The 17,217-nt window shown below is 34.9% G+C and carries 13 protein-coding genes; 3 read left to right on the top strand and 10 right to left on the bottom strand.

Annotated elements, in window-relative coordinates; all coding sequences use genetic code 11:
• Positions 1–100: 100 nt before the first annotated feature.
• The 9 genes from ushA to Q0K76_RS00520 form a co-directional block, all read right to left on the bottom strand.
• The gene (gene ushA / locus Q0K76_RS00560) at positions 101–1,786 is read right to left on the bottom strand and encodes a bifunctional UDP-sugar hydrolase/5'-nucleotidase UshA (protein ID WP_294609633.1); all 1,686 of its coding nucleotides are present in this window, start codon (positions 1,784–1,786) and stop codon (positions 101–103) included.
• A 24-nt stretch (positions 1,787–1,810) separates the two neighbouring features.
• Complete coding sequence (locus Q0K76_RS00555; RefSeq protein WP_294609630.1) at positions 1,811–3,112, bottom strand: pyrimidine-nucleoside phosphorylase; 1,302 nt, start codon at positions 3,110–3,112, stop codon at positions 1,811–1,813.
• Between the two features lie 106 nt (positions 3,113–3,218).
• A complete protein-coding gene (locus tag Q0K76_RS00550; RefSeq protein WP_294609627.1) occupies positions 3,219–3,614 on the bottom strand; it encodes a cytidine deaminase in 396 nt (131 codons plus the stop codon).
• A 29-nt stretch (positions 3,615–3,643) separates the two neighbouring features.
• Positions 3,644–5,602 carry a bifunctional 2',3'-cyclic-nucleotide 2'-phosphodiesterase/3'-nucleotidase gene (locus Q0K76_RS00545; RefSeq protein WP_294609624.1) on the bottom strand — a complete coding sequence of 653 codons (1,959 nt, stop codon included), beginning with the start codon at positions 5,600–5,602 and terminating at the stop codon, positions 3,644–3,646.
• Positions 5,603–5,638: 36 nt separating this feature from the next.
• Positions 5,639–6,802: an adenosine deaminase gene (gene add, locus Q0K76_RS00540; RefSeq protein WP_294609622.1), complete on the bottom strand. Its 1,164-nt coding sequence runs from the start codon at positions 6,800–6,802 to the stop codon at positions 5,639–5,641.
• A 315-nt stretch (positions 6,803–7,117) separates the two neighbouring features.
• Positions 7,118–8,344: a nucleoside permease gene (locus tag Q0K76_RS00535; protein ID WP_294609619.1), complete on the bottom strand. Its 1,227-nt coding sequence runs from the start codon at positions 8,342–8,344 to the stop codon at positions 7,118–7,120.
• A gap of 235 nt (positions 8,345–8,579) precedes the next feature.
• The gene (deoD, locus tag Q0K76_RS00530; protein ID WP_294609616.1) at positions 8,580–9,293 is read right to left on the bottom strand and encodes a purine-nucleoside phosphorylase; all 714 of its coding nucleotides are present in this window, start codon (positions 9,291–9,293) and stop codon (positions 8,580–8,582) included.
• Between the two features lie 55 nt (positions 9,294–9,348).
• Complete coding sequence (locus Q0K76_RS00525; RefSeq protein ID WP_294609613.1) at positions 9,349–10,578, bottom strand: phosphopentomutase; 1,230 nt, start codon at positions 10,576–10,578, stop codon at positions 9,349–9,351.
• A 394-nt stretch (positions 10,579–10,972) separates the two neighbouring features.
• Positions 10,973–11,476: a hypothetical protein gene (locus tag Q0K76_RS00520; protein WP_294609610.1), complete on the bottom strand. Its 504-nt coding sequence runs from the start codon at positions 11,474–11,476 to the stop codon at positions 10,973–10,975.
• A gap of 256 nt (positions 11,477–11,732) precedes the next feature.
• Here Q0K76_RS00520 and murB point away from each other — a divergent pair, with 256 nt between their 5' ends.
• The 3 genes from murB to birA are packed head-to-tail and all read left to right on the top strand — an operon-like array spanning position 11,733 to position 14,825.
• Positions 11,733–12,743, top strand: coding sequence for a UDP-N-acetylmuramate dehydrogenase (murB, locus tag Q0K76_RS00515; RefSeq protein WP_294609607.1), 1,011 nt, complete (start codon positions 11,733–11,735; stop codon positions 12,741–12,743).
• A gap of 11 nt (positions 12,744–12,754) precedes the next feature.
• Positions 12,755–13,906: an MFS transporter gene (locus tag Q0K76_RS00510; RefSeq protein ID WP_294609605.1), complete on the top strand. Its 1,152-nt coding sequence runs from the start codon at positions 12,755–12,757 to the stop codon at positions 13,904–13,906.
• On the top strand, positions 13,872–14,825 hold the full coding sequence (birA, locus tag Q0K76_RS00505; RefSeq protein WP_294609602.1) for a bifunctional biotin--[acetyl-CoA-carboxylase] ligase/biotin operon repressor BirA: 954 nt from the start codon (positions 13,872–13,874) through the stop codon (positions 14,823–14,825). The genes Q0K76_RS00510 and birA overlap by 35 nt, the downstream gene beginning before the upstream one ends.
• 51 nt (positions 14,826–14,876) lie before the next feature.
• Here birA and Q0K76_RS00500 read toward each other — a convergent pair whose 3' ends face one another.
• Positions 14,877–17,189 carry a zinc/cadmium/mercury/lead-transporting ATPase gene (locus tag Q0K76_RS00500; protein ID WP_294609599.1) on the bottom strand — a complete coding sequence of 771 codons (2,313 nt, stop codon included), beginning with the start codon at positions 17,187–17,189 and terminating at the stop codon, positions 14,877–14,879.
• Between the last annotated feature and the right edge of the window lie 28 nt (positions 17,190–17,217).

Raw genomic sequence — 17,217 nt, 5'->3', positions numbered from 1 at the left:
AGAGATAAAAAACAAATTTAATTATCTCTTTTTTATAATTTAACTAGTTCATTACCGCATTTAAATGATTAAATTTTAAATTGTAATATTTAAACTGAATTTATTTATCTAAAATAAATGGTGTTGGCTCATAATCAGTTGCATTAATAGGTGAATGCGTTTCAAAATACTGTTTTACTGCATCAGCATCACGATAGCCGGTATCAACATAAGTTGGTAAAGTATTCGTTATCGGATACCCATCTCCACCCGCAGCTAAAAAGTCTAACGTCGCTATACGATAACGTTTTTGCAAATCAAGCGGTTCATTTTTGATTTTCACATCAACTATATTTTCACCTTCTTTAGTAATAATCAGATTTTTAAAATGAGCATAGGCCCCTGCCCCTGGTTTTTTGCTTATTGCTACTTTCAAATAATCAATTAATTCGGCACCTGTTAATTCAAAATAAACCACACTGTTGCCAAATGGTTCGACTTTTAAAATATCACGATAAGTAATATTGCCCTCTATTAATGAATCACGAATCATTCCGCCAGACATAATACCAATATCAGCATTAGTTTTTTCAACAAAAGCACTTAATAATAATTGTCCCATATTACTTTGTTGATATCTTACAATACTACGATCACCTTCAAGACGACCAATTAATTGCCCACTTTTGACAAGTAATTGCTGTTTTCCTTGTTCTTGATAAGGCGTCAAACGTTCTAATAACTGTTTATTTTGTGGTATTTCTTGGGTGTAATATTCTAACCGCTTAGTGCCATTACCATTATCCACTTCTTTTTTCAGATTTATTGGGATTAATTGATAATTTTGTAATGTTAATTTACCATTTAAAAAAGTAAAATCAGCTCTGCCAACATATTTTCCCCACTCATGCGCTTGAACAATCCATGTTCCATTTTGCTGATCTGGTGCACAAGGTGTACCAGGTACATATTCAGTAATTCGTTTGTTTGGGCTGGCCATACAAACTGGATTTTGGGAATGGCCACCGACAATCATATCTAAATCACCAGATTGCAATCCTCTGGCTAATTCAACATCCCCCGGTGCCATTGAACCATGTTCACCATTCTCATAATGCCCCATATGTGTGACAGCAATAATCATATCTGGGTGCTCAGTGGTTTTGATTTGTGCTATCACTTTTTGTGCTTCTGGTAAGGTTTTACGAAATTCAATACCATCAGTATTTTTAGGTGACGCTAGGAAGATAGTATCATCAGTAGTTAAACCAAATACAGCCACCTTAATTCCATTTAAATTAAATATTTTATAAGCATCAAAAACGCGTTTATCACTATCTTTGAAATAAGTATTAGCTGATAAAAAAGGAAAAGAAGCCCATTTTTGTTGTTCGCGAATAATTGGCAATGGATGATCGAATTCATGATTACCGACCGCCATTGCATCATAGCCAATTTCACTCATACCTATAAAATCGGGTCTTGCTTGTAATACATCTGATTCAGGGACACCTGTATTAATATCACCACCAGATAATAACAATAATTTACCACCTTTAGCGGTAACTTCCTGGCGAATGTGATCAACTACGGTTTTTTGTGCTGAAAGTCCATATTCACCAATATCATTTTGCCAAAAACGACCATGATGATCGTTGGTATGTAAAATAGTAATTTGGTAAGGCTTATTTTTTTCCCAAGTTGACTCAGATGAATTCTGATTTGGTACATCAGCTATCGAGCTAAATGAAAATAAACTAAAACAAACTACTAATGGCAATTTTTTACAAAGATTAAAATTATACATGGTGTCTCCTAAATCCTTAAATAGCTACTCAGTGATCACTTTATAAATAAGTTGAGGCTCTTTAGCACTGTCACCGATAATAATATTGTCATAGAGTTTTTGCTTGATTACATCTAATTTGTCAGTATTAGCATGAATCGTTAATAATGACTCACCTTTGGCGACTTTATCTCCGACTTTTTTACGCAAAACAATACCGACAGCAGGATCAATAATATCTTCTTTGGTTGCGCGACCGGCGCCTAATTGCATAGCAGCAATACCAATTTGGTCAGCAACGATTTTTGTCACATAACCAGATTGTAGTGCAGGTAATTCGATTTGATATGGCGCGCTAGCAAGTTTTTCTGGATGATCAACCACAGAACTATCGCCACCTTGAGCTTCAATCAGTGTTTTAAATTTCGCAATTGCTTGTCCATTTTTGATTACTGCTTGAAGTTTCTCTCTGGCTTCATCAAGCGTTTTTGCTTTATTAGCAAGTACCACCATTTGGCTACCTAACGTTAACACCAGCTCGGTTAAATCAGCAGGGCCTTGACCTTTTAAGGTATCAATGGCCTCTTTGATTTCTAATGCATTACCAATAGCAAAACCAAGTGGTTGTGACATATCAGAGATGATCGCCATTGTTCTTCGACCAATTTGGTTACCAATGTTCACCATTTCATGTGCTAGTTTTTCAGAGTCCGCCATATTTTTCATTAAGGCGCCATCACCAGTTTTAACATCAAGCACAATAGCGTCAGCGCCTGCCGCTAATTTTTTACTCATAATAGAGCTAGCAATGAGCGGAATAGAATTAACTGAACCAGTTACATCACGTAAAGAATAGAGCTTTTTATCTGCCGGCGTTAAATTACCTGATTGACCAATAACCGCAACGCTCTTTTCATTTACTTGATTAATAAAATCTTGTTTATTTAACTCAATCTTAAATCCGGGAATGGCTTCAAATTTATCGGTTGTTCCGCCGGTATGACCTAAACCGCGACCTGACATTTTGGCAACAGGGATATCTAATGCAGCAACCAAAGGTGCTAACACTAATGTTGTGGTATCACCAACGCCACCGGTTGAATGTTTATCAACTTTTATACCTTTGATAGATGAAAGATCGACGGTATCACCTGAATACATCATGGCTTTAGTTAAATCAGCGCACTCTTTTGATGTCATCCCTTGGAAGTATATAGCCATCAATAAAGCACTAACTTGATAATCAGGAATGGTACCGTTAGTATAATTGGTAATAAAAAATTGAATTTCTTCAGTTGATAATGCCTTGCCATCACGTTTTTTTTCAATAATATCTACAAATCTCATTATTATTCTCTCTTAAATTAAATAACTAGGTTTATGTATATCTATGAATATAGTCTACAAATCGCCTGAATATTGTTTACTGTTTATAATTAACTAATTTTGTAAACTAGTCTAAATCGCTTGGTGAAAAAGACCAAGGTAATAACTCACCAACAGTGGTTTCTTGTATTTTGCCATTTAAATTTGTCAAGATTACTGGCATATCTTTGGCACAAAACTCACTTATTACTTGGCGACATGCGCCACATGGTGAAATAGGTCCATCAGTATCACCAATTACCACCAGTTTTTTAAATTTACGTTTGCCTTCTGAAACTGCTTTAAATATAGCTGTTCTTTCTGCGCAATTGGCTAATCCATAAGAGGCATTTTCAATATTACAGCCTAAAATCACTTCATCATCTTCGGTAACTAAAACCGCACCTACTTGAAATTTAGAATAAGGAACATAAGCTTTGGCACGTGCAGTTTTGGCAAGTTCAATAAGTTTTTCAATTTTCATATTGATAATCCTTTAAGTTATTAGATATTTTATTTAACTGATGATTGTAAGTTAAGACGATATACACCAAATCCTATTTTATCTTTATCTATATAGCTTATTGGATAGTGTGAATTTGTCTCAATAGATGCTTTTGCTTCCTCAGTAGGAGAAGATTCAAAGCGAATGTCTAATTTTGTCGCACTTGTTATTGGTGCAATTTCCCAATTATTATCCACCGTAACATTGACCGCTCCTTTATTCTTAGTCATATTGCTAATATAGGCAGAAAGAATGACTCTCATATCATCGGGGGAATTAAACATAACATTTTTTTCACCGGTGCCTGGGAATATGCCAGTGTAAGCACGGTAATTATTGGTGGCAATAAGAAATACTTGCTTTGGATCAATTGCTTTTTGTTGATAAGTGAGTTTTTTTATCCTTTCCGAGTTCGGATTAACTAATTGGCAATTTCCGTCATAACGTGGTGGTTGTGTAATATCAATTTGATAATTTACTCCATCGATGGTATCAAAATTGTAAGTTCTAAATTTATCCCAATTGATCAAATATTGTGGTTGTGATGAATGAATATCTATTTGATTATAAACACCAGCTGAACATTCTAGCCATTCTTTCACCTCTTTTCCGGTAAGTTTTACCGTCGATAAAATATTAGGATAGAGGTAAATATCAGCTGCATTGCGGAAAGTTAAATCGCCTTTTTTAACATCAACATAAGCTGTCGGATCGTTTTTTCTTCCTCCCGCTTTAAAGGGAGCAATAGCAGATAAAATTGGTAAGCCATCAAGATCGGGATCGCCTTGAATATAGTGTTTAACATAATCTATTTGTGCATCACTAATAATTTGTAAGGCTGAAGTATCTTCAACTAGGGCGAGATAACTATTAATATCTGTCGAAACTTTACCGATTGGCTTACCAACAAATTCACGAGTAGCTTGATGATCTTCTTGCAAAATTCCTGTAATATTTTGATCTGCATCAACCAAAGCTGTTTTAGTTTGTGCATTATATATTGGCCTAGCTTCTGATTTACCCAACGTGACTTGCCAATTGGTTTTATCTCCATCAAGTACCAAATCAACAACACCAAGATGAGTACCCCATTGACCAGGCATAACCGCAGGGACATTATTAATTGTACCTAATTGCAAATCCGTATTGGGTAAAGATTTGAAGTTATCACTGGGGAATACACCATGAGAATGCCCAAACATAATGGCATTAATACCTTCTACTTGACTTAAATAGTAGACTGAATTTTCAGCTAACGCTTTATAGGGATCAGCGGAAACACCTGAGTGAGCGATAGCAATGATGATATTAGCACCTTGTTTTTTCATTTCAGGAACTAATTTTTTTGCAGTTTCAGTAATATCTTTAACAACCACCTTACCATCAAGATTTAATTTATCCCATAACATAATTTGTGGTGGCACAAATCCTATATAGCCAATTTTGATAACCTGCTCAACTCCCTCTCTATCTCTAACAGGGGTATCGACAATAATATATTGTTTAAAGTAGGGTTTACCTGTGTTAGCATCATAAACATTAGCATTGATATAGGGGAACTTTGCCCCAGCTATACTTTTTTGTAAAAAGTCTAAACCAAAATTAAACTCATGATTACCTAAATTGCCAACCACATAATTAAGGGTATTCATGGCTTTGTATACTGGATGAATATCCCCCTCAGCTAATCCTTTATTTACTGCATAATCGGCCATTGGGCTGCCTTGAATAATATCACCGTTATCAACAAGTACACTATTTTTAACTTCACTTCTAGCTTGATGGATTAAAGTTGCTGTTTTCACTAATCCGAATGTATCTACATGTTGATCTTGAAAATAATCAAAATTCATCATGTTGCCATGTAAATCTGTTGTTTCAATAATCCTTAAATCAACGGTTGCAGCATTGAGTGAACCAGAAATTAATAGAGCCAGGAAGGTTAAAGTTAATTTATTTCTTTTCATACAAATCTCCTATTTATTTCTATTATTTCCATTAGTTTATGGCATTGAACCCAACAATCTTTGATATTCACTAAACCTTTCAATTATTGCTGGGTGATAATTATTTAAACTGATTGCTTGTTGTAATGTAGTTCTATCACTTGCAGTAAAACTGGATAGCACTTTATTAGTTAGACCTTGTTTGACTGAATCTTCAACAAATGCGGCATGAATACCACATAACGAAATATCGAGTAATTCAAGCCTTGAAAAGTGAAATATTGATTGGGCTATTTGATATTCTTTTTCAATATCTGTGCCAAAAATTCCAGCATCATCCGTATTGAGTGTAATCCTTACACCTTGATCATAGAGTTTTTTGATCGGGTGGTTATGAATATCACCATGAAGCTCATTAACTAAAATCCGATTACTTGTTAATGCAATTTCTAAGGTGATTTTCCTATTAACTAGTTCGTTAATAAGATTTTTATCTTCGATAGCGCGAATGCCATGACCGATTCTTACTGCACCATGTTTCAGTGCCTGAATAATACTTTCTGCTGACTCAATTTCACCAGCATGATAGGATTTTTGTAAATGTAATTGAGTAGCTAATTGATGTGAATCGTGAAAATCATCAAAATGACCAGCTTTTTCATTACCAGCAATATTAAATCCGGTAATAAAATGATGAGGATTGTCTTGAATAAAACGTAAAGTGTCATGAACAATTTTAGCGCCAAGATGACGAACACCGATAATATGATATCTCACAGTTATATCATGAGTTTTTTGTACAGCAATAATGGCTTCATCCATTTGCGCTAATGTTTGACAAAACCTATCTTTATGCCAAACGATTTCGCCATTAATTTCAGTGGTACAGATATGGAAAGGAGATAGGAATAATTCACAGTAGATTAATCCTTGCTCAGCATTTCTATGCAAAAAATCAAAAGTAATAGCATAATAATCTTCGGGTGTTTTTAAAAAACTAGAAACAGTATCATAGGTTTGAATAAATTCGATAAAATTGGACTCATTATACCGATAACGACCATTTTTATATTCTTTGGCATCATATTCTCCTGCTCGATAGCATAACGAATTTGGGAAGGGAATATGGTTTTTCTTAGCCAACTTTTGTGCCATGAAAGGAGTAATACTACCTTCAACATGCTCATGTAATATTACTTTGGGAACAATTAGTTTATTCATATTATGTTTCTAGCTAATTATATTTATGCTTATCATTATAATGATAACACTTCTTAAGTATTTTGGTGTGATTTACGTAATTTTTATTATGATTAATATCACATTTGTTTATTATAAATCGAAGACTTTTATCAAAAAGATCAAAAATGTGATGGTTTAGCTTGTTACCTGATCTTAATCAAAATAATAAGCTACTTACCTATCACTGAATAAATATCTAGGTTTTGAAATAGTCTTAAGATCGTTAAATGTAATTCTGCAAATAATTTCATTTAACGATCTTAAGCTTATATTAGTTACAATTCATACTGCTAATTATTTTTTATCATTTTTGAAAATTAACATAAATACGATGGCTAAAATCAAAGAATAGCTAGCAAAAACAAGCCAAACAGTTCTCCAATCTATAATGCCATCTAAAGTGTAATGATCAACAACAATACCACTGATAGTCGAACCTAAATAAGCACCGAAACCGTTGGTCATGATCATAAAAAGACCTTGTGCGCTATTACGAATACTTGGTGATACTGATTTTTCAACATACATTGAGCCAGAAATATTATAGAAATCAAAAGCACAACCATAAACTATCATTGATAAAAGCAGTAATATAAAACCAGTTGGTGATGGATCACCATAAGCAAATAATCCAAAACGGGCTACCCAAGCTAGCATACTGATTAACATCACATATTTAATACCAAGACGTTTCATAAAAAACGGTACAAACAGGATAAATACTACTTCTGACATTTGTGAAATAGATAATAATACCGAAGGATATTGAACCACTAAACTATCAGCATATTCTGGAATATTTTTAAATGAAAGTAGGAAAGGATTACCAAAGGTATTGGTAATTTGTAAGATACCGCCTAGAAATACAGCAAATATAAAAAAGATTGCAATTTTAGGATCTTTGAATAACACAAATGCATCTAAACCTAAAGAACTGGCAAGAGATTTTCTTTTTGAACTGTCTTTAGCTATGACTATTAATGGTAATGTAAGTGAGTATAGACTAAGTAAAATTGAACCCGCAGCAGCAATATAAAGTTGCATATTGCTTAATCCAAATTTTAAGAAGCTTACCAGCCACATTGCAATAATAAACCCAATAGTTCCAAATATTCTAATACCAGGGAATTGAGTAATAACATCCAAACCTTGTGATTCTAAACAGGAGTATGAAATTGAGTTAGAAATAGCGATAGTTGGCATAAAGGCAAGACAATGAATTAGGATAACAATGACCATCATCAATGGTGAGGTGACTGATGCTGCAATAAATAGTGTAACGGCACCAACTAAATGACAAAGCATAAATAACCGATTAGCGGGTATCCATCTGTCTGCTACAACACCAAGCAAGCCCGGCATAAATAAAGATGCTATCCCCATAGTGCCATAAACTGATCCCACTGTTGTACCGCTAAAATGTAACGTTTCCATCATGTAAGAACCTAAGGTGATAAGCCAACTTCCCCAGATGAAAAATTGCAGAAAAAATATAATTTTGAGTTGTAACTTGATATTCATTTCGATTCCTTATTAAATGAGATCTTTTTATAACTTATTATAAATTAGATAAAATAAATCAATAAGCTAAATAAAATGCTGCCACTTAAATATTAAACATAAAGACATTGAAAGTTGGAATAGTAAAACAAAATAGATAATTTGAATCACTATTCCATTCAAATGTACTCAATATTTTTTTACAAAAATTCTGTTAATCAATTTAATCATAGCTTATAAAGCTAGGTATCGTTAATTATTGATCTAATAAAACAGATTCTAAAGCAACAGTAATCATCTCTTTGAAACCAAGTTGCCGCTGTTCAGCCGTCATTGCCTCACCTTTACGTATATGATCAGATACGGTACAAATCGCTAAGGCTTTGGCACCATATTCAGCTGCAACACCATAAATACCAGCTGCTTCCATTTCCACACCTAGTATGTTGTATTTTTCCATTACATCAAGTACAGTAGGATCGACGGTATAAAAAAGATCTGCTGAAAACAAATTACCCACTTTAACTGGTATTCCAAGTTTGTTGGCTGTATCAACAGCATTACGGGTTAAATTAAAATCGGCAATTGCTGCAAAATCATTATCTTTAAAACGTACACGATTAACTTTTGAATCAGTACAAGCGCCCATACCGATAACTATATCGCCAACGTTAACATTAGGACTAATTGCACCACATGAACCAATGCGAATAATATTTTTCACACCATAAAACTTGATAAGTTCAGTTGCATAAATAGAACAAGATGGAATGCCCATTCCATGCCCCATAATAGAAACTTTTTTGCCTTTGTAATAACCGGTAAAACCTAACATCGCTCTTACATTGGTTACTTCTTGTGCTTTTTCTAAAAAAGTTTCAGCAATAAATTTAGCTCGTAAAGGATCGCCTGGCATTAGAACCGTTTCGGCAAAAGCATTGTCAACAGCGTTGATATGTGGAGTAGACATCACATTCTCCTAATAGTTTGTTTCTTAAAATTAATAACTTCTTTCTTGCGGTCAGTTATTTTTGAATAAATGACTTACCATAATCCATTGGTGATAAATCAAAATAATCGGCAACACTTTGCCCAATGTCGGCAAAAGTTTCGCGGTGCCCTAGCGATCCAACTGGAACACTATCGCCATAGACTAAAACTGGAATATGTTCACGCGTATGATCAGTCCCTGTCCAAGTTGGATCGCATCCATGATCGGCGCTGATAATAAGTAAATCACCCGGTGAGACCAGCGCTAACATTTCAGGAAGTCTGCTATCAAAATACTCTAAAGCCGCAGCATATCCTGGTACGTCACGTCTGTGCCCATATGATGAGTCAAAATCTACAAAATTTGTGAACACAATAGTGTTATCTTTAGCTTGTTTAATTTCTTCAAGTGATGCATCAAAAAGCGCTTCAATACCGGTCGCTTTAATTTTTTTAGTAATACCAACATGAGCATAAATATCAGCAATTTTACCAATTGAAACAACATTACCATGTTTTTCTTCTACTAACTTTTTCATCATTATTGGGGCTGGTGGTTCAACAGCAAGATCATGACGATTACCGGTACGCACAAATTCACCTGCTTTTTTACCAACAAAAGGTCTAGCTATAACTCGTCCAATATTATAATTACCTTTATTTAATTCATCGCGTGCAATTTCACAAAGCTCATAGAGTCTATCTAAGCCATAAGTTTCTTCATGACAAGCTATTTGAAAAACAGAGTCTGCCGAAGTGTAGAAAATAGGTTTACCCGTTGCCATATGTTCTTCTCCTAGCTCATCAAGAATAACGGTTCCTGATGAATGACAATTTCCAAGGTATCCTGGTAATTTGGCTCGTGTAACAATTTTATCTAACAGTTCCTGCGGAAAGCTGTTAGTGGTATTAGTAAAGTATCCCCAATCAAATAGCACTGGCACGCCTGCAATTTCCCAATGTCCTGATGGGGTATCTTTTCCTGAAGATATTTCACTAGCATAACCATATGCACCAATAATATTGCCTTCTGTTGACATACCTTTTGGATATTGTCCTGTTGATTCATATGCTGCTTCAATTAACCCTAATTTAGCTAAATTAGGTAACTTTAATGGGCCTTTACGTCCTTTGTCAGCTTTGCCTAGTGCACAAGCCTCTGCAATATGACCTAATGTGTTAGAACCTTCATCACCATATTTTTTTGCATCTTCTGCACCACCGATCCCAAAGGAATCTAGGATCATAATAAAAACTCTTTTCATAATTTCCTCTAATCTAAATTAAAACTAAGCTCTACCGCAGTTTAAGGAATAACATCGCTTAAAAATGTGATCTAACACTCATTAGTCATTTTTATAATGATGACAATATCACAAACTACTATTTTATGTTGGTAAAAACAATTTCAAATGTAACTTATCAAAATGAATTGTGAGGTAAACCTATAATACATGATAAATAAAAACAAAAAAGATTTAAGCATTGCTTTAGCTGATTATTTGATTAATACCAATGTTGGTAACAATGAACGTTATGAGAATTTTGCCATTACTGAGGCTAACAAATATATTTCAACCTCATATTTGTTAGGATTTCCAGCTTTACATAGTGAAAAGTGCGACAGTGTCGATGTTAGTTTAAGAGAGGTTATAATTTTTATTCAGCAGATGCACAACCTAGAGCATAATCTGTATCACAATTTATATATTTTGATAAATTGCTTATGTTATCTATTTCTACTGTCTTACACATATTATCATAAGGCCTTGTTGATAAAGGCTCTGAAACTATTACGCCTGCATTAACTTTATTACCATCATAATTTCGATATATTTCATATAAATAATCGTTATTTTTAAACGCTAATCGAAAATAATCTGTTTGATATCTAATATAGTGATTATATTTAAATAGCGTATTATTACCTGCATTTTGTTTCGGAAAAATCATTTCAATATTTTTAATCTCTCCATATTTATAATTTATTGTTAATTGTTTATTTTCAACCTTACTACAAATCGAAAGTTTTTTATTATTCTTCATATCGCAAGAAAATATTATATCTTCAGACAAATTACATAGAGAATTGGCACCCAATACATTATTAGTTAAAAATATAAAAAATCCTATGAATAAATAACTACTTTTGGGTAAGTGCATGGTAATTTACCTCCATTTTTTTATCATATCCATATTGTTTAATTCCATTATAGGCTATAACAAACTTAGTTCACTCTTTGTATTTGTGATTCAAAGTAATCTACCGCTGCGCAAAAAGCTAGTATATGTAGTAAACCATTTACAGTGGAAGAATTGATAAAATATAATACGTCAGTGTGATAATATACTCAGTCATAAAGGTATGCTACCAAACAAATCAAATTTACTCTTTCTATAAAAATAAAGGTTGTTATTAATGAAACAAAAAATCCCCAATACTTTTGCCCTTGATGTTTTTGCTAAGGATGTCGTTACAGTAACTAGTGTGGAGCAATTACAGGAAGTTTGGAGAAATAATCAATTAAAGCAACCAATGATGATTATAGGAGAAGGTAGTAATACACTATTCACTTGTGATTTTGCAGGTACGGTTGTTGTAAATCGGATTAAAGGGATAACTATCACTGAGACCCAAAACGAATGGTGTTTAAGAGTCGGAGCGGGAGAGATTTGGCATGAAGTTGTGTCGCAAACAATAAGCCAAAATATCCCGGGACTTGAAAATTTAGCTTTAATACCGGGTTGTGTTGGTTCAGCACCAATTCAAAATATAGGCGCATATGGAGTTGAGTTTCAAAAAGTTGCAGATTATGTGGAATTACTCGAACTAGCAAGTGGCAAAATTATCACCATAACTGATGGGCATTATGGTTACCGTGAAAGTATTTTCAAACAACAATACTCACAAGGATATGCGGTTATTTATGTTGGTATAAAACTACCTAAACAATGGCAACCGGTACTAACTTATGGTGAGTTAAAGAATTTTGATCCTCAAATGGTTACCGCACAGATGGTTTTTGATAAAGTCTGTGAAATCCGACGTAGTAAATTACCCGATCCTAAAGTACTTGGAAATGGTGGTAGCTTTTTTAAAAATCCGGTAGTTGATAAAAAAATTGCTGAACAATTACTTGAAAAGTATCCAACTATGCCTATATATCCTCAAGCGAACAATCAAGTTAAGTTAGCGGCTGGTTGGTTAATTGATCAATGTGGTTTAAAAGGCTATCAAATCGGTGGCGCCGCAGTGCATCAACAACAAGCCTTAGTTTTAATCAATAAGCACAATGCAACAGCCCAAGATGTGGTGGCTTTAGCACGTTATATTCGCAATACGGTATTACAACAATTTTCGGTTAATCTGTCGCCAGAAATACGTTTTATTGGTAGTACTGGTGAAATCAATGTGAACAATTATTTATAATTAATTAAACCATGAAACACTCTTATTCATTTCCTATTTTATTGGCGAGTTTGTTATTTGTAACCATCTCACTATCTGCATTGAATACACAAGTGCCATTATGGTTGGTACATAACCAGTTTCCAGTGTGGCAAATTGGTTTAGTTGGATCGAGTTATTTTATTGGTAATCTGGTTGGTACAATTGTGGCTAACTGGTTCATTAATAAATTCAATGCCAGACATACTTATAGCTATAGCTGTATTATTTTTGCTATTGCCACTATCGGCTTAAGTTTTTCAATGGACTTTTATAGTTGGGCAATTTGGCGATTTTTTATTGGTATTGCTTGTGCAGTGACGTGGGTGGTCATTGAAAGTTGTATTTTAGTCACAGGAACCGTACGCACGCGTGGCAAAATGCTGGCGGTATATATGACAACTTACTATTTAGGTACTGTTTTTGGCCAAGCGTTATTACAGTATTTTCCTCAAGATGTACTATATTTTGGATTAGTTGTTGTCGTACTGATGGGACTGGCAATTTTATTTATTTTATTTACCCACTATAAATTACCCAAAAGAAAGAAAAGCAGTTTTAACATTATACCAATGATATTATATAAACCCTCTCGACTAGGGTTGATGGGATGTGTAATTGCTGGCATGTTAATTGGTTCATTGTATTCCTTATTACCAGCTTTTTATTCACATTTGGGATACACGGATAACCAAGTGGCCAATTGGATGATTTTACTGATCTTATCGGGGGTAATTGCACAAATCCCAGCTAGTTGGTGTTCAGATAAATATGGTCGCAATACGGTATTATTAGTAGAATCTACCTTAGTGGTAATTGCCTGCTTAATGCTCACCTTTGATTTATGCCATGTTTTGGCGATTATTTTATTGGGAGCAACCATTTATACTATTTATCCTATTTCTATGGCTTGGGCCTGTGCAAGTGTAAGGAAACAAGATATTGTCGCTATGAATCAAGCCATGCTATTGACTAATACCATAGGTAGTTTGATTGCACCAGCAATTATCGCTTTTGTCATGGATAAATTGGGCAATACCTATTTATTTGTAAGTTTTGCTATAATCTCACTTTATTTTGTCGTTTTATTGTTCAAAAAGCGAGGGACAGATGCGCAACCACCAAAATCCGCTCAAATTAATTGAAATTTTAGCTGATGGTCAGTTTCATTCAGGCGAAGAGTTGGCCGCTAACTTTGGTATTACTCGTGCTGGTATCAATAAGTATATTAAAATGCTACGTGAATGGGGCATTGTATTATCTTCAGTACAAGGTAAAGGTTACTGTTTAGCCTCCCGATTAGATCTGCTAAACAAAACTAAAATTGAACAGTATTACCAATCTGATAATCAGATTGAAATCGTACCAATTATTGACTCAACCAACCAATATTTACTTGATAAAATAGCTTCATTAACATCAGGCGATTGTTGTGTTGCCGAATTTCAATCCAAAGCGCGTGGCAGACGAGGCCGTCAATGGTTTGCACCATTTGGTACTAATCTCTACTTTTCAATGTATTGGCGATTAGATCAAGGGATAGCAGCAGCAATGGGCTTGAGCTTAGTGGTTGGTATTGTTGTTGCTAACATATTACGACAATTATCAGGAAAAAATATCAAAGTTAAATGGCCAAATGACCTTTATCTTGATGACCAAAAATTAGCTGGGATTTTAGTTGAATTAGCGGGTAAAACGGGTGACTGTGCACATGTAATTATTGGTATTGGTGTTAATTTAATGATGACACATCCTGACCCCAGCATTGTTAATCAAAAGTGGGCGAATTTAGGTGAAGTTGATCGTAATTTGCTCGTGGCTAAAGTCGCCCAAACTTTAAAACAAACATTAACCGAATTTGAACAAAAAGGTTTGACAGCTTTTATTAATGACTGGAATCGGTTAGACAATTTTGCTAATCGTCCGGTTAAATTATTAATAGGTGATCATATTATTCGCGGTGTGGCTAAAGGTATTAATGAACAAGGGGCATTAATGCTCGAGCAAAATGGAAAAATTAATGCTTATATTGGTGGTGAAATTTCATTAAGAAGCGATGAATAAAATGTGATACCCAACCCTCACAATAGTGAAAGGGTTGAGTATTTTATTAAACTATTTTTTTACTCTTAACAACCGTAAGGCATTGGCTGTCACAATTGCAGTGGTGCCCGAATCTGCTAGTACCGCGAGCCAAAGTCCGGTAACACCCAATAAACTTGTGACTAAAAAGATAACTTTTATACCTAACGCAATAGTAATATTTTGTTTAATATTGCGGTTAGCAAAGCGAGTTAAACGAATCAATTTAGGCAAGCTTAATAAGCTATTTTTAGTCAATGCAACATCCGCTGTTTCAAGTGCCACATCGCTACTGCTTCCCATGGCTATTCCTACTGTAGCAGCTTTCATTGCGGGTGAGTCATTAATGCCATCTCCTACCATAGCAATTGACGTTGATTGGCTAAATTTTTCGATTTCGATCAGTTTATCCGCAGGTAACAATTCCGCCCGAAAATCCATACCAAGTTGCCCCGCTATCGCTTGTGCTACCCGTTGATTATCACCAGTAAGCATGATGGATTGTAAGCCTAACTGATGAAGCTCGTTAATGGCCGTGACCGCATCATTTCGTAATACATCTTGCAAAGCAATAACGCCTAGAAGTTTATGTTTTGTTACCACCACAACTACTGTTTTACCTGCACTTTCCAGTTGATGAATGACTTGTTGATCTGCATCACTCATTGCTTTTGAAACTGTTTGCGCCTTATTTGGAGAAACAATATAAAACGTCTGTTGCGCAATATCACCTTGGATACCTATTCCGGCAATTGCTTTGCGATTGTCCGCCTCAGTAAAACTAATCTGATTTTGTTTGGCATAATCAACCATTGCTTTAGCTAATGGATGATGCGAACCACTTTCAATTGCTGCCACAATGGCTAATAATTGTTCTTGGTTGATATCATGATAAATAATATCAGTAACTTGAGGTTTGCCTTCTGTTAATGTCCCGGTTTTATCAAACGCCATCATTTTGATCGCACCAATACGTTCTAATGCTGCCCCCCCTTTGATTAATACGCCTTGCTTCGCTGCACAAGATAGTGCCGAAGTAATGACAGCTGGCGTCGAAATTACCAGCGCACATGGACAACCAATTAACAGTAAAGTCAATCCGCGATAAATCCATGTATACCATTGCGCATGCATAAGTAGCGGGGGTATGACCATAACTAATAGAGCAAATAAGGCTATGGAAGGGGTATAATAACGGCTAAATTTATCGATAAATCGTTCAATAGGTGCTTTACGCTCTTCCGCATCTTCAATAAGTTGTAGAATGCGATCAACGGCATTTTGCCCTGATTCAGATATGACTTTAAGTTGAATAGTGGTATCGACAACCAATGAACCTGCCATAATCTTATCACCACGCAGGTAAGTAACAGGGATCGACTCACCAGTTAACGCACTTTCATCAATACTGGCTTGCTCACTAATTAAAATTACGTCGGCTGGCAATCGACCACCAGAGGAAATTTCAATAATATCATCAGGTTTTAAATCATGACTTGCAACACGTTGTCTTTTGCCATCAACAATCATTATGGTTTCTTCTGGCATTAATTTGACCAGTGAAGAAATTCCTGTTTTGGCTTTACTTGTGGCAATCCCTTCTAGCATCTCTCCAATCATAAATAGGAAGATGACCATAGTAGCTTCTTCGGCGGCACCAATAAATAACGCCCCAATAGCCGAAATACTCATCAATGATTCAATGGCAAAAGGTGTTCCACTGCGGGTTAAAACTAAGGCCTCTTTAACAATAGGGATTAATCCAACAATGGCGGTGGCAATAAATGCATATTCCCCCATATTTTGATTAATTAATAAAACGATATAACTGATGACAATCAAGCTTCCTGATACTATTAATGGTATAAAGGCTTTCTTATCAAAACTATGAGAGTGTTCATGTTGGTGAGCATGTTGTGGTGATGATTCAAAGATTGGTTTATAACCCAGTTCTACCACTTTATTTTCAATTAATTGAATCATGTTTTGATCGCTTTGCGAAACGCTGACAACAAGCTTCTCGGTAGCAAAAGTGATTTTTGTTTGTGTAATATTGGGTAAAGTCTTAATACCGTTTGCAATCTTTTGTGCACAGTGGGCACAATCCATGCCTTGAATTTTCCAGATTAATGTTGTGTGTTGGCTTTGCCGCTCGGGGTCTTCGGGGGGATCGTTAAATTCACTTGTTTGTGTCGTTGAATGGTTATCACTACTACAACATTGGATGGCTTCTGGTTTACTGCCATGATTATGTGAAGAATGATTATGGGCAATATTGTTACAATCATCATGACAGTGATCATGATTTTTGTGATGATGATGTGTTGATTTGTTATTATATAACATAACGTTACCTCATTTTGTTGATGATATT

This window comes from uncultured Gilliamella sp., from assembly GCA_945271295.1.
In the GTDB taxonomy this organism is placed as follows: domain Bacteria; phylum Pseudomonadota; class Gammaproteobacteria; order Enterobacterales; family Orbaceae; genus Gilliamella.
The sequence above is the reverse complement of the archived record's forward strand: the minus strand, read 5'-3'. Positions and strand labels throughout refer to the sequence as shown.

Coding starts and splice junctions, on each gene's coding strand:
- Q0K76_RS00555 (WP_294609630.1), bottom strand. CDS start 3,112: ATGAGATTTGTAGATATTATTGAAAAAAAACGTGATGGCAAGGCATTA.
- Q0K76_RS00510 (WP_294609605.1), top strand. CDS start 12,755: ATGAAACACTCTTATTCATTTCCTATTTTATTGGCGAGTTTGTTATTT.
- Q0K76_RS00550 (WP_294609627.1), bottom strand. CDS start 3,614: ATGAAAATTGAAAAACTTATTGAACTTGCCAAAACTGCACGTGCCAAA.
- Q0K76_RS00525 (WP_294609613.1), bottom strand. CDS start 10,578: ATGAAAAGAGTTTTTATTATGATCCTAGATTCCTTTGGGATCGGTGGT.
- Q0K76_RS00520 (WP_294609610.1), bottom strand. CDS start 11,476: ATGCACTTACCCAAAAGTAGTTATTTATTCATAGGATTTTTTATATTT.
- deoD (WP_294609616.1), bottom strand. CDS start 9,293: ATGTCTACTCCACATATCAACGCTGTTGACAATGCTTTTGCCGAAACG.
- Q0K76_RS00500 (WP_294609599.1), bottom strand. CDS start 17,189: ATGTTATATAATAACAAATCAACACATCATCATCACAAAAATCATGAT.
- birA (WP_294609602.1), top strand. CDS start 13,872: ATGCGCAACCACCAAAATCCGCTCAAATTAATTGAAATTTTAGCTGAT.
- murB (WP_294609607.1), top strand. CDS start 11,733: ATGAAACAAAAAATCCCCAATACTTTTGCCCTTGATGTTTTTGCTAAG.
- Q0K76_RS00545 (WP_294609624.1), bottom strand. CDS start 5,602: ATGAAAAGAAATAAATTAACTTTAACCTTCCTGGCTCTATTAATTTCT.
- add (WP_294609622.1), bottom strand. CDS start 6,802: ATGAATAAACTAATTGTTCCCAAAGTAATATTACATGAGCATGTTGAA.
- ushA (WP_294609633.1), bottom strand. CDS start 1,786: ATGTATAATTTTAATCTTTGTAAAAAATTGCCATTAGTAGTTTGTTTT.
- Q0K76_RS00535 (WP_294609619.1), bottom strand. CDS start 8,344: ATGAATATCAAGTTACAACTCAAAATTATATTTTTTCTGCAATTTTTC.